General features: G+C 43.1%; 11 protein-coding genes and 3 pseudogenes. 1 reads left to right on the top strand and 13 read right to left on the bottom strand.

Annotation, left to right across the window (positions count from 1 at the left end):
• Nucleotides 1-496: 496 nt before the first annotated feature.
• The 5 genes and pseudogenes from BCU34_RS09060 to BCU34_RS09040 form a co-directional block, all read right to left on the bottom strand.
• Nucleotides 497-784, bottom strand: a complete 288-nt coding sequence (locus tag BCU34_RS09060; RefSeq protein WP_061026029.1) for a hypothetical protein — start codon at nucleotides 782-784, stop codon at nucleotides 497-499.
• A 104-nt stretch (nucleotides 785-888) separates the two neighbouring features.
• A pseudogene (locus tag BCU34_RS09055) lies at nucleotides 889-1977 on the bottom strand (DEAD/DEAH box helicase); the annotation flags it as partial.
• Nucleotides 1978-1984: 7 nt separating this feature from the next.
• Nucleotides 1985-3122 (bottom strand): annotated as a pseudogene (locus BCU34_RS09050) (ISAs1 family transposase).
• Nucleotides 3123-3201: 79 nt separating this feature from the next.
• A pseudogene (locus BCU34_RS09045) lies at nucleotides 3202-3504 on the bottom strand (DEAD/DEAH box helicase family protein); the annotation flags it as partial.
• On the bottom strand, nucleotides 3498-4028 hold the full coding sequence (locus BCU34_RS09040; protein ID WP_061026026.1) for a hypothetical protein: 531 nt from the start codon (nucleotides 4026-4028) through the stop codon (nucleotides 3498-3500). The pseudogene BCU34_RS09045 and the gene BCU34_RS09040, both read right to left, overlap by 7 nt.
• A 103-nt stretch (nucleotides 4029-4131) precedes the next feature.
• Between BCU34_RS09040 and BCU34_RS09035 the strand changes: the two genes are divergently transcribed.
• Nucleotides 4132-4446, top strand: a complete 315-nt coding sequence (locus BCU34_RS09035; protein WP_102478805.1) for a helix-turn-helix domain-containing protein — start codon at nucleotides 4132-4134, stop codon at nucleotides 4444-4446.
• A 398-nt stretch (nucleotides 4447-4844) separates the two neighbouring features.
• Here BCU34_RS09035 and BCU34_RS09030 read toward each other — a convergent pair whose 3' ends face one another.
• The 8 genes from BCU34_RS09030 to BCU34_RS08995 all read right to left on the bottom strand — a co-directional run bounded on the left by BCU34_RS09030 (nucleotide 4845) and on the right by BCU34_RS08995 (nucleotide 13056).
• Nucleotides 4845-5489 (bottom strand): hypothetical protein, encoded by a 645-nt coding sequence (locus BCU34_RS09030; RefSeq protein ID WP_005477352.1) that lies wholly within the window; start codon nucleotides 5487-5489, stop codon nucleotides 4845-4847.
• Nucleotides 5486-6898, bottom strand: a complete 1413-nt coding sequence (locus tag BCU34_RS09025; protein ID WP_005490777.1) for an AAA family ATPase — start codon at nucleotides 6896-6898, stop codon at nucleotides 5486-5488. The genes BCU34_RS09030 and BCU34_RS09025 overlap by 4 nt, the downstream gene beginning before the upstream one ends.
• 312 nt (nucleotides 6899-7210) lie before the next feature.
• A complete protein-coding gene (locus BCU34_RS09020) occupies nucleotides 7211-7741 on the bottom strand; it encodes a hypothetical protein (protein ID WP_102478803.1) in 531 nt (176 codons plus the stop codon).
• A gap of 76 nt (nucleotides 7742-7817) precedes the next feature.
• Entirely contained in the window at nucleotides 7818-8447 is a 630-nt protein-coding gene (locus tag BCU34_RS09015) for an SLATT domain-containing protein (RefSeq protein WP_102478802.1), read from the bottom strand.
• 8 nt (nucleotides 8448-8455) lie between these two features.
• The gene (locus BCU34_RS09010; protein ID WP_102478801.1) at nucleotides 8456-9733 is read right to left on the bottom strand and encodes a nucleotide-binding domain-containing protein; all 1278 of its coding nucleotides are present in this window, start codon (nucleotides 9731-9733) and stop codon (nucleotides 8456-8458) included.
• A 258-nt stretch (nucleotides 9734-9991) separates the two neighbouring features.
• Complete coding sequence (locus BCU34_RS09005; protein WP_061040159.1) at nucleotides 9992-12157, bottom strand: AAA family ATPase; 2166 nt, start codon at nucleotides 12155-12157, stop codon at nucleotides 9992-9994.
• A complete protein-coding gene (locus BCU34_RS09000) occupies nucleotides 12154-12591 on the bottom strand; it encodes a VPA1267 family protein (protein ID WP_061026075.1) in 438 nt (145 codons plus the stop codon). Before BCU34_RS09000 ends, BCU34_RS09005 begins: the two co-directional genes overlap by 4 nt.
• 42 nt (nucleotides 12592-12633) lie before the next feature.
• A complete protein-coding gene (locus BCU34_RS08995; protein WP_102266967.1) occupies nucleotides 12634-13056 on the bottom strand; it encodes a hypothetical protein in 423 nt (140 codons plus the stop codon).
• Between the last annotated feature and the right edge of the window lies 1 nt (nucleotide 13057).

Raw genomic sequence — 13057 nt, 5'->3', positions numbered from 1 at the left:
TGATAAAACACCCGACGCTGCACACAGAATGTGTTCCCTCTTCGTTTTGAATGACAAACATTCTGTAGCTGTTTACAAAGCCATAGGCATTGCCTGTGGCTTTGTCGTATCTGGGACTAAAAAAACTGGTGCAACAGGCTTACACACAAATTAATCTATTGATAGTTTCTTATGCTCTAAACGTTTAGGGGCAAAAGTGTGTCGCTTCGCGCAGTCAACACAATAGTCTGCCCCTATAGTGTGTTAATCAGAAGCACGTATGCCCCTTCTTACAGAAAGCAATATTTCAGGTGGTTTTAACTTCACATCGCAACCTGCGCATCGCAACTTGCGATGTGGGTAATCACTTAAGAAGCACCCGCGTAAACTACAAAGGATTAGTAATTAAAGTCAATAACTTAAACCTAATAACACTATGGTATTACTAATAATTAGGCTTCGAGTTGAGAGAGCACATCGCATAAAAAAGCTCTCCAGAATTGAGAGCTTTGATGGGTTATCGGTAGTATTGGTTTTGGCGCTTCGAGTTATACTTCCAACTTTTTGCTAGGCCATACACATAAGACGGGTAGTCGTCCCATGGGTTAGCTAATGCTCTTCCTCGCGTGGCGCGCAGCTTAACTGGGTACTCTCTGCACTCAATCTTATGAAGAAAGTAATAGCTCTTTTCCTGCTTGGTAGAAAAGTGCTTGTGGGTTCCACTACGAACGCTCGGATAAAGATCCAAAAGGTGTTGGCGCTGGTATTTAATGCGCTCTCGGTACTGCTGTTTTAGCTGTTTCATTTGCCCTCCAGGTTTACATTACCTAGAAGGGGTCCTCTGCAAAGTAATTCATTCTGGCCTCCCCAATGTGCCTTTAGTGAAAATGTAGCCTATGGTTTCTTCAATTACATGGAAGAGAAAGCCGAGATCACTCTCTGCTTAAATGCCCCAAGTCGAAGCTCATCAAACATTCCTAATGCTCCATAGAGACTATTTGAACTTTCTGTACTGCTTTCCCAAGATACTGTTGTTCTCGCGCTGTTTTGGGGCTCAAGCGGAGGCGCGACACTTAAGCTATTTCGTCGACCAGAGAACTCTGTTTCGATAGGTTTCCCCATACTTACATAGAGACGAGACTCAGGAATATCCTGTTCAATCCTTTCAGAAAACTCAATCAGGCTTTGCTCTGCAAAAGTGAATAACCACGCTTGTTGGTTTATTGTATTATTCACACGAAGTATTCGTCCGAGCACCTGCCTGAAATACAATTCAGTTTTGACTGAACTCATATGGCAACATACTTGAAGGCGCGGAATATCAGTACCCTCACTGATCATACCTACACTAACAATCCATTGTGCGTCGCTTTGTCGATAACGCTCTATTTCTGCTAGCGGCTCTTCATGTCGATAAGTGACGATAGAAACGGTTTGCCCAAACTTTTGAGATAGTATCTCTTTGATTGTTTGCGCATGTTGAACCGAAGCTGCAACAATCAGCCCACCGGCATTGGGTGATCTGAGACGTACTTTTTCTAGCTGCTCACATCCTAAACCGAGTAGATATTCCATCGCCTCTTGGTTGTGAATAACACTCTGGTAGGATGCTTTTGTCTGTTTAAGCATCTCTAATATTGATGAAAAGGATTCGACTTTTTCTCTACTACTAACAGACAAGTGTTCATTATCAACCAAGACGATTTTGGGCGTTCTACAAACACCATCAGCTATAGCTTGTTTAAGAGTGTATTGGTAATCGACAAGAAGCTGTCCGTCTGGGTCGCTGTACTCACCCATCACAATGGGTAAAGAGTCTGAACGCCACGGTGTACCTGAAAGTGCGAGGGTAAAAGTAGCAAGCCCTTGAATCTTAGTGAGAACTTGCTGCCCCCAAATGTTCGCATTTTCAACCTCAGAGCCAGAGCAATGGTGTATTTCATCAAAGACAACAAAGACCCTGTGATTCCGCAATGTTTGCCAAAATTCGTCATTGAGGATAAGGCTAGCGCATTTTAACCGCAGACTCTAAAAGCACTGAGCGGTATTCATCATTCAGTGCTGCATTCTTTTTCTTTCGAGCCATACTCATCTTTTTGGGTTGTATCAAACTTAAACAAGTTGAGGGCTATTTTCCTTAACGCATTAAAAGCCAACGCACCATTTCCTTTTCTAATTCGGCATTCATCTTCTCTGAAGGTCATGTCTAACATCCAGTGCATACTCTCTACTTGCCAATGACCACGGACAGCTTTAAGTGCTTGTTCTGCATCTAATTCCAGTGAACTGATATACCAACGAGTCTCTTTGCTAACCTTGCATGTTATGGAGTGCTCGACCTCAGAAGTGATTTTAATAATGCTTCTAAGTCCCTCCCACTGATATTGTTTAGTCAGCCATTCTTTATCAACCACAAGGTGCTCACAGTGTCGCGTCTCGATTCGACCATGTCCTGCGTCTACATCCGTGTGTTGAGCATAGTTCTTCTCGGTGAATTGCTCTCGACACGCCTTATGCCACCAAGCTTCTAGCTCTGCCTGCATCGTTGAGTGATTCCCTTTTAGGGCCAAGACATAGTCCGCTTTGCTTTGAACTATTTGTTTGGCAATCTTGCGCTGACAACCCATCGCATCGAGTGTGATGATGCAGTTCTCTATATCAAGTAAGGTTAACAATTTAGGAATAGCGGTTATTTCATTGCTTTTATCGTCAACGGCGGCCTGACCTAAAACAAGTTGGTTGGAGCAACTCCACGCACTCACCGAATGAAGCGGATTTTTTCTTCCGCGAGTATCGAAAGAGTGGCGTGCTGTTTTGCCATCTACGGCAATGATATCAGTGCCTGTCGTTTGAACTAGCGTCTTCATCCACGACTGAAACGCTTGCTCAATCTCATCTGCTCTGAGTTTGGTGATAACTCTTGCAATTGTATCGTGACGAGGGATGCCATTGAGGAATGGACGGTATTTACGAAGCCAATCTAAACGATTATGGCCGAAATCTTCGATGTCCTCCCAGCCCTCCGCGCCAGAAATCACCGCACTAATAGCAAGTAAAAGAATATCTAAGAGTTGGTGTTTTTTACATCGTTCAATGCGAGGGTCAACGATGTTTTCGAAATGCTCTAGAAACGAATCAGACATGGAAAAGACTCTAAATGGATAATAGTTACCAGATCTGATCCCTTAAATTAGGAAAAGTTCAAATTTATAATGATCTTGCCTTATCATTGAGGAATTGGATAGATTGGTATGTTAAAGATTGCCCGACAGATCCCATGCCACCATTAAACGTACACTTAAGTCTCGACGAAAAGGTTCTTTTTATACCATCAGAAACCGTCAACGATGGTGAGAAGCACAATACAAGGTCTACCATGTCACTTTGTAACAACCTTGACGCAATATTAGCGGCAAGCACTGTCTTACCTGCTCCAGGTGTAGCTTGGCAAAAGAAATGGGAGCAGTTGGATTGATATTTTTTCAACGCTCTGTCAGAGCATTCACTTTGCCACTTCCTTAACACTGTTCATTTCCTTCATAGAGAGTATTAAGAACCTTTGTTAAAACGTTCACTTTTCCGAGCAATAAAGCGGCGCGCTCTTTAGCCTCTTGATGCAAAGGGGCCAGTTTATTCTCTAGCTCAGGAAATCGAGATACGATCGACTGATACTCGTCAATCTCCCCAAGTATTATTTCCAATTCGCCCTTATATTCGTTACGTTCATTGCTTAAAATGGAATAGTTTTGAATGGGTACTTTAGGCTTCATATCCGCTTGGTTATTCGTTGTTACATTGTTATGTAACTCTTTAAATTGTTGCGTTTGAAAGTAGCGTTTTTTCCGGCCTGAGCCCTCACTTCGCAACCAACTTTTCTTTTCAAAGTGAAAAATTGCTCGGTACACCTTTTTGTGAGCTTCGGCAGAATTGGAGTCCACATTATCAAGGGATAGCCACAAATCTCTCGCTTCTAGCACGGTGAATCCATCTAACCCATTTTCTATCAATAACTTGTGCATGACAGCACTAATTCTTCGAGCCCGTTTCATTTCCAAAATTACACCAACCAAAAACTAAGGATTGCTTAGTATACAGAAATCCATAAAACTAAGAAAATCTTAGTTAACTTGAGATCAGAGAAATGAAATCTAAGTGTCATTTAAAAACCCAATCCCAGAGCGACTCAAACAAGCTCGAAAAAAAGCAAAGTTCTCTCAAAAATCCCTGGGAGAAAGCATAGGTATGGATGCAAGTTCAGCAAGCCCTCGAATGAATCAATACGAGAAAGGCAAGCACGCCCCAGATGTTCAAACCTTAAAGCTAATCGCCGATGAGCTTGGTGTGCCGCTCAATTATTTCTTCTGTGAAGATGAAAGCTCTGCTGAACTGGCGTGCATGATCTATGAAATGACAGAGAGCGAAAGAAAGAAACTTATTGCAGCACTGAGCCAGAAGAAAGACTTATAATAAGAGAGTTTACTTTAAGTAATACTGATGTTGCTTATGGCGGGAGAGTGAAGTAACGGCAAATTCAAAAGTTATGAACAAAGCTCTGGGTTTAGGTATGCTTATTAAGAACTTAACAGGTAGGTTATGTGAGGTAAGTGATTCCAGCCTGATTTTAAGTAATAACGTAGTGATAGCGTCTTATGCTATCCAAATTGTCTATGAGGTTCGTATCTATGCAGTTTCTGGACAAAAATGCGTTGGCGGTTTTACTAATTTAGTAAGTCATAAATTAGCTCAGGTATAGCAAAACCACCTGAGATCACTTTTTAGTATAAAAAGCGGAGGGAGGTGGTCAGTTCAATCACAAAGAAGGAATGCAAAGTACTGCCGAACAACTGAAACGCAACTTGTAGGCTTTAGGTACTGCTACCAGTACTTTGAGATACCGCCGCTTGTCTTCTTGCGATTTCTTCCATGGCGTACTGTAACATCTCAGGGCTTTGATTATTCGCTGCAGCAAGTAGAACCGCTTGAAGACCAAGGTCAACTTTTTTTCTTCCGACAGTTTGGTGATAACGAAGTAGTCCACAAACCTCGATGGTGTATCGCCCTTTCTCTGTTATATATCGGTAGGTCGCGCCTGGCACTGCAACCTCAATGTGCTCATCATAATTATCAAAATGAGGATGAATAATTCGATAATTTGCACTCTTGCTCGGAAACTTCTTGTACGACTTACTTTTTGTGACTGCTCGTGTGCCTTTCGCTCCATTGCAATCTTTACACGAAACACAGAGGTTTAATGGCTTGAACATCCATTGCGGTGAGCTGTCTTTATCGATGATGTGTTCTGTGTCCCACACCATACCGTGAGTTGTGTGCATATTTACCTGACAATAGGCACAGGTTTTATCTTGTTCAGCTATATAATGCTTCTTGATATTCGATTTCATTGTCGTCACGCGGCAGTCGTCCCACTTTTGCTGAGGGGAGAGGTCATCACATTGGACGCTCTTAACGATTTGTGACTCTTCTTCGCTCAATTCGTAGGGCTTTATCATTTGGAAAATGCCTCTAACGTCTGCTCTAAAATGGATAGTAAGCGTTTTACCTTATCTCCATCAGGCAAACGAGGTTCATAACTTAATAACCAATGCGCCTTAGTCTTTGTCTCAGATGCAATTTCCTTTGACTGACAAATGTCATCCAGCACCTCTATAACTTGGCTTAAGAGATACTCGTTGTTGTTTCCAGGGTTGTGAAATAGCGTTGCCAGCTGATAGTCCGAGGAACGTTCACCATATGGCGCCGCATCCACCAATGTATTCGTTGCCATATCGTACACACAGCAATTCTTTGCGCTTATGTCAGATACAATAAGCGGTGAGTGTGTTGCGATAAGGAAGTGACAGCCACGATAGCTTGAAAACGATTCACTTAATATATCAACGAAGCGTTCCTGCCATTGGGGATGGAGACTAATTTCAGGTTCGTCGATGCAGATCAGCGCATTGTCTTCGATGGACGATATAATACCCATAAACAGCAGGAACAAGCATTGTTCACCAGAACTACGCTTTGATAAAGACGAGATAGCGGAACTTTCGATATTTACAGTAGATTGGTCGTTTATCAGCGATTTATCTTTCATCGTTTGTATGCTTGAAAGAGTAATCAATCCTGCTCTGAGCATTCTTGAAATGATGAGCTTAGAGAAAGGCTTTTGTTCAGAGCCCTTCAGATGGATGAGATTAAGGTTTTGATTGCCCACGGTTAATGCAAATGCAGGAGCCTCTATAATTCTTTCGCAGTAACCCAGTAATTCAACCAACTCCATTTCATCGTGTTCGATATAGGCATTTTTCAAAATCAACTGAGTTTCAGGTTCAGTTAATGACTGATTTTGGATATTCTCCAGATCTTCGTTAGGGAATGTGAGTTCGAATTTCAGGAGCAACTTTTGACCAAAATCGAACTTCGATAAAAACCCGACCAGAGCCTTGTGCTTACGTTCTTCGAAATACTCTGCCCCTAACAACTGTTGAATGGCTTTTGATGCAATACGCGTCGATGGAGACAACGATGGCATATAAGGTTTAGAGCCGATATATGCGTAGAAACCTGACGGCACTAGATCATTTCGAACGCTCCAATTAGCTTTAAATTTTTCAAACTGGCTAGTGGAGGCTGCAATCAGTTTTCTAGGTAAACGGTGTCCATACTCACGCTCCACTGTTTTCCAATTGTGTGGTGAAAAGTCTTCTCTGAGATAGTGAACAGCAGATGCGACATGGGTATCCTTATCAAGCAAGGCACTAGTGTAATAACTGTGGTACTTGTTGCACGTATCAATCAAAAGCTCTGTTTTGCCACAGCCATTATTTCCGATGATAACCGTAAACGCATTACGATCGTCATTTTCCTTGTCCCAGAGAACGTGATTCCTTACCTTTTTAACTCTAAAGCCCATGAGCGTCACGAAAGTCTATGATTTAAATGCCTATTTTACACTTGCGCTCAATATAATCAAAATGCAATCAGATATTTTACTTATCGGTTACTTTAAGGGCTAGTAAGCGAGATTGAATGACGGCTTTCTTCTGTCGGAGGGTAATAAAGTTTGATCAACTTATTGCAAGGATTGGAGCTGAAGTGTGCCAGGATGACTTGCTGGCACGTAACTGGACATTTCCGAGTTTCGCTTTTGCTAATTTAATAAAGGATAAATTACCTGAAGTATGGCAAAGCCACCTATGCGAGTGCACAGAATCACTAGAGCAGATCAGAGCAACTTAATTTGATTAACTAGATTAGATGCGACCATAATGTAAGCCTTTGCATCATTTTCTGTTAACTCAACTTCTTCCGTATGCGCAAGTTGATTTCGCAGCTTTCGCAGTTCATCGAAAGAATTAAGTTGCGAGTCGTTCAGGACACCGCATTGATGAAGGTAATGTCCTAGCTTCGCATAGTTTTTAAATGGCGATGTATTTGACGAACTCCAAAAAGATGCAGCTATTGATGCAGCAACATTCTCGAGTTCTATCCATGCCTCCAACACCGCAGCTCGTGTAGAGAAAGAAAGGATATTCATTGCTGGAGTGTCAACTTCCGAAGTTTTATCGATTTCAGCTTCAGACTTTAATGATTGAACCTTTTCTGAGAATTCCATCTCGAACTCTTTAAATTTCAATTTGTGCATGAAAGGGACCAAAGAAACCAGAGGCTTACGCAATAGTAGTAAGACGACAATCAACGTTCCAGGCCAAGCTAACGCTTTAGTCATTTCAGATATAAATGTGTACTTATCCATTATTTTACCAGTGTACTTAGGTACAGTTTTGTAACTGGAGAGGGATAGCAATGCCAACCCTCTACCTTTTTCGTCGTCAACAAGAGTACTGAGCGATGTATGAAATCAATTGACATGCGAAAAGCTTATATAAGCCAAATATCACGATTACTAATACCGCTAGACCACTTACCAATAAGATAAAGAACGGAATTTTGTCTCGAAACAGAGTTAGATTTAGCTCACCTACAAACCACTGATTTTGCTGTTTTTTGACACCAAACATTTTGTAGTGAGCCAAAACATCACTAAACAGAATCTGTTGTCCAATGTTACCGCCATCAGAATAGTAGGCGTCCTTCAACTCTAGGAACTCTTTGTTAACCTCCTGTAAAATATCCAGTTCGTCAGTCTCTGATTTTCGGTACAGTGAAAGGAGCTGACCGGACAACTTAGTAAGGTGGACGCCTCGCTTCTCATAGTCTGTCTTCTTGGGCTCATACATGGTAATGAACAAGGCAGCTATCGAGAGCAGAATAAAGACCACAGAAGTTAAGTCAGTAGTGACTTTGAAGGCCAACCCGACGATACCGAAGGCTAGAGACGAAAAGCCAATCCACGCGGGAAGCCTAGATACAATGTCAAACGTCGCGAAATGTCGATTAGCCCCGTACGTAACGTTATAAGCTAATTCGGCGATGTCTTTTTTGAGTATTACTTTGTCCATTGGCAGCCTCAGTTAGATATCGGAACAGTAATTTCCGACCGAGCCACAACGACACCGTCTTTGATGGCGTAGCATTCAACGGAGTGCTCACCATTGAAGGAGGTTGATTCGCTGCGATTTCCATAGCCCGTATCATCTGAAATTTGACCTCGAATGCAATCTCTACGCTCTGCTTCCGGCCCTCGATTGAGCACTTTCCATTTAAGTAAATATGGCTGAGGCACTTCAATTTCACTAACACTGAAAGACAGAGACTTGCGAGCTCTTAAAGGAATGAATAAGCGTAACATCTCAGAGAGTGAATATTCGCGGTACCCATTTTGGGAAACATCGCAGTCGATGGCCATATGATACCGGATATCCACGGGGTACTTATCAGCAATAAACTCTTCCGTATCGCGCCAAGTCTGGCGATTTTCGGCGATTGCCTTAAGGTTCTCTGCATTTTGAGGGTAACCACGCCCGAAAACTTTCCGCCATCTTTCGTTGTTGTTGTCATCATCGATGGCTTCAACACAGAGATCAAAAGTTTTTTTGGCAGCTCTCTGAAAGTTTTTCTTCACTTTTACATGCTGATTGCTGCCTAAAGCGCCCCATCGTTCTTGTTTCGGTAAGTTGCCTAGGTATTCAAAGAAATCACGGCACATTTCGTCGTAATAAAGAGGCCCCGTGTTGTCATAGTCAGTGGTACCTTTTAGGAAATTATGGGCAAGAGTGTCTATCAGAAGGCCACCCATTGCTACGCCATGCTTATTCTTCCAAGCACGAGCCATCTTACAAAGCGGTCTTAGGTTCTTGTTTTTCGTCTCGTTGAGCTCTTTCATGGCTTTCATTTCATCCTTCGGCTTTGTGAAGCGCCATGAACCACCATTGTGCGTGTAAGGATATTTGAAACTGCCATCGTCCTGCTCGAAAACAGACTGCACCTCGACCTTGAAATTCTTGTACTTAACCACAACGACCAAGCTGTCGACTTTCACATCTGTTGTTGGGTAGCGTGCCAAGATGGCCTCTTTGGTGTCTTTGAGCAGTTGACTTTGCTTGTCCTTATAGGTTTCCCATTTGCAGCCAGGCATGATGTAAAGCATATCGAGGTCAGAGATACCTTTGATACCTGTGAATCGTCCATATGAGCCAACCTGAAGCGTGTTAGATGTTGTTGATTCAGTGTTACGAAACTTCTTGTTTAACGCTTTGGTGATTTGACCATAGCGCTCGCTGATACTCTCCGAGTTGTCGACTCGGATGTTTACTAAAAACTGTTTGAAATCTTCTGAAACTGACATTTTTCACCCATATGCACGCGATTACCTAATTTTATATGGGGTAGATGTACATAGCTTTCAATGCTTAACCACATAAAAAGTAAGAGAAAAGAGTCCAAAAATGAAAGTCTGCCGGTCAATAGTCATCGATATGCGAATATCACATACCTTTCGGATAAGAATTAGTAGGCAAAAACGTATCAAAATATTGAGTATGAGTAATTATGCTAAGAAGAAATGGGGCATAAACGAGTTTTAAATACCTACTGCAACAAAATACTACTGCAACAGCTTTTCCAGGTAACTGTTCCTCTTATGAGAGTGGCTAAGTGCTTCGGTAATCTGCTTCATTTCCTTGCTACTACCGACAATATGAATTTCACTTTCAGCCCTCGTAATTGCAGTATAGAGCCAAGCTCTATCAACTATTCTTCCTTTTTGCAGGGCGATAATGATGCGCGGGAACTGTGATCCTTGAGCTTTGTGCAAGGTGATTGCATAACCCAACTCCATGCAGTCTAGAACGGTTTGTGTTACCTCGACCTTTTCACCCGTATCCAGTGTTACTTCACCGTAACTGTCACCAGAAGGCTTGACGCTGGTTAGAGTGCCAAGAGAGCCGTTCTGAATGCCTTTCTCGTAATGATTCTGCGTGAATAAAACCGCATCATTCAAGCTAAGTGGTAGAAAGAACTTGTCGCCATTGATTTCGAATTCAAGGCTATCGCTGTTTGGATTGACCGCTTGTTGGGTGAGTTTATTAATTTCTGATACGAGCGCCTTGGTTGGAGCCATGACACGACTGCTTTCAGGGGACTCTTGGTAAAGCTCACAACAGACTTTGGCAATGTCTGTTGTGCTGGTTTCGTGAAAGTGTATTGTCCCCGTGCTTAATTGATCAGGTATCACACCTTGATTGATGAGCATTGAGTATTCAGGGATACCCGTTGAACCTTCCTGTCTCTTGACGATATCCAGCATCGTATTAGCCACCGTTTTTGCTTTAACGATATCTGCCAGTACCTTACCACAGCCGATCGGTGGTAGTTGGTCCGGGTCGCCAGTGAATATCAATCGTACAGAGGGATGAATGTGATTCACAAGGCGATACATCGTCGGCAAGTCAATCATGCTCGCTTCATCAATCACCAGTAGATGATTCGGCTGCTCAACACTTGGCTCAATCGGTTCCTTACGAAGTAACTTAGCAATAGTTGAAGTGATAAAGCCGATTGACTCATGTAGCCTCATTGCAGCGCGACCACTGAGCGCAACCGCGTGTATCTCAAAGCCGAGTTGACGGTAAGCCCTGAGAGCCGTTCTAAGTACCGTTGTCTTGCCAGTCCCAGCACCGCCAGTAATGCAGCTTACAGAGTTGTCCAGGCATGTTATTGCGGCCTCGATTTGCTTGGAGGTTAAGTCATAGGGCAGTTCCGCAGCCGCAGAGCAATAGGCAGCATTGGCGTTTTCATCAAATAAGTCATTTCGCTTAGTCAGTGCATTAAGCCGTTTGGCAACGACACTTTCCATCAGAAGTTGCGCCGTTGGGTGGTAGGCTCCTGTGTCGGGATTTAAAATATACTGAGCTTTATCATGGCCGGATTGGAACGACTGAGTGACCAGTGTTTTGTCTTTCAATAGTTTGTTGAGGTAAGGGCGCACATTGGCATGAGTGGTATAGGTGTGACCTTTTTCAATCTCTTTGCGAATAGACATTTCCAGAGCCGCGCTGAGCCTTCTTGGGTCATCCTTCGCAACATCGCTCTTAAAATCCGTTGCCTTGATAATATCTTCAATGGCACTGAACGAAAGACCAAAGCCCATCAAAGCATAAGGATTATCTTTAATTACCTCTATAGAGGCTTCACCGTGATGCTTGAGCAGCCGTTGCTGCACACTGGCGGGGATGTTGTGCTCACTCATCCAGTTGCAATGTGCCAGGTTTTTATATTTGGCGTACCCCTTAAAGAGCGCTTCCACTGAATCGTCACTCAGAATCGATGTTAGACGCTTTCTAGAGTCTGGGATGTCATTTTGCAGTGTGGCATGGAAGTCTTTACCTAAGAGCTGCCAGAGCGCCCTAGCTTTGCTTTCACCAATGCCTTTAAAGTCAGTTTCTCTTGCGATAAAACGAATGAGTTGTTCGCCAGTTTCGGGCAGCATGCATTCAACATGCTTGGGTGATTCATACGTGTGCTGCTGCATGACATAATCACCCATCTCCATATTTTCTATCTGGCGAGCGCCTTTGACTGACCAGTGCTGACCCAGCGTTGGAAGCACAGGGATACTATCGGGGTCGGCTTTGATAGTGACGTAATACTTCCCACTATTAGTTTTGTAAGAGTCTTTCGCCAGCGGTACACCGCTGAATATCACCATCTTGTTCGAGCGATAAGGGATACTGGTGACACGCATTTGGTCTTCATGCAAAGCGCTATTCATCGTGGCATCAACCCCATTTCGGATAAAGTTTCAGATAGCTCACCAAAGCGCTCAAGTCGCTTTTCAAGCTCCTTGACCTTGGCTTTCAATTCAATGTTCTCAGCTTCTAATGACGACACCCGTTTTGAATCGAGCAGCTTTCGATTTGCTGTGTTGTCGTAGGCTTGAGGTTTGCCCTCATTTTTGTTGGCAGCGTCGCTCAACGGTGGCAGGACACCTTTGCCGCGCAGTTTATCTTCTAAGGCTTTGAGCGCTTCTTTGAGGGCAGGGTTTTGGTTTAACGCCGATTTTCCACAGCCGATGCCCTTTGCCACCTCGTTTCGATTAAGCTGACCTCGGAACATGATTTGCTTAAAGTCATCGTCCGTCTGTGTGGCTTTCCACACTTCAAATGCTTCCAAGTTTTGCTGTGCTTTCTGCTGACCACTTGCCATGTTATCTCTCGCTATATCGTAATTCGAGGTTTAGCTCTATTTCTACTTATTGCTGCGCTCAACGTCTTGTAAGGTCTTTTGAAACACATCCATGACACTTGGGTTAGTTTTGCCTATGCTGGATAACTTTTGAATGAAAGCCTGAAGCTTACCAATCTCTGACTGTGCGACCGTAAGTTGCGCTTCCAGCTGTATCACCTTTTCTGCTAAATCCACGTCTTTTTGCAAGTAAGTAAGCAATTCCTTGTTTTCAGGCGAAACAGGCTTGCCCCTTAAGACTTGCTTTTTCTGTTTGTACTCGTGCTTGATATTGGCGTACTTGTCGAGCGTTTGCCTCGTGGTTGCAATACCTAAGCTGGATTCTACTTTTGTGACTAATAAATCCCATGTTAACTTGCCTTCCCAGCTTCGAATAAGGGCCTGTATGGAAATTTGTTGGTCGGTTTCTAGTGATTTAAGTGCCATA

Source organism: Vibrio sp. 10N.286.45.E10 (genome assembly GCF_002874195.2).
In the GTDB taxonomy this organism is placed as follows: Bacteria; Pseudomonadota; Gammaproteobacteria; order Enterobacterales; family Vibrionaceae; genus Vibrio; species Vibrio crassostreae.
The sequence above is the reverse complement of the archived record's forward strand: the minus strand, read 5'-3'. Positions and strand labels throughout refer to the sequence as shown.

Coding starts and splice junctions, on each gene's coding strand:
- BCU34_RS09005 (WP_061040159.1), bottom strand. CDS start 12,157: ATGAATAGCGCTTTGCATGAAGACCAAATGCGTGTCACCAGTATCCCT.
- BCU34_RS09040 (WP_061026026.1), bottom strand. CDS start 4,028: ATGAAACGGGCTCGAAGAATTAGTGCTGTCATGCACAAGTTATTGATA.
- BCU34_RS09020 (WP_102478803.1), bottom strand. CDS start 7,741: ATGGATAAGTACACATTTATATCTGAAATGACTAAAGCGTTAGCTTGG.
- BCU34_RS09025 (WP_005490777.1), bottom strand. CDS start 6,898: ATGGGCTTTAGAGTTAAAAAGGTAAGGAATCACGTTCTCTGGGACAAG.
- BCU34_RS09060 (WP_061026029.1), bottom strand. CDS start 784: ATGAAACAGCTAAAACAGCAGTACCGAGAGCGCATTAAATACCAGCGC.
- BCU34_RS09030 (WP_005477352.1), bottom strand. CDS start 5,489: ATGATAAAGCCCTACGAATTGAGCGAAGAAGAGTCACAAATCGTTAAG.
- BCU34_RS08995 (WP_102266967.1), bottom strand. CDS start 13,056: ATGGCACTTAAATCACTAGAAACCGACCAACAAATTTCCATACAGGCC.
- BCU34_RS09015 (WP_102478802.1), bottom strand. CDS start 8,447: ATGGACAAAGTAATACTCAAAAAAGACATCGCCGAATTAGCTTATAAC.
- BCU34_RS09010 (WP_102478801.1), bottom strand. CDS start 9,733: ATGTCAGTTTCAGAAGATTTCAAACAGTTTTTAGTAAACATCCGAGTC.
- BCU34_RS09000 (WP_061026075.1), bottom strand. CDS start 12,591: ATGGCAAGTGGTCAGCAGAAAGCACAGCAAAACTTGGAAGCATTTGAA.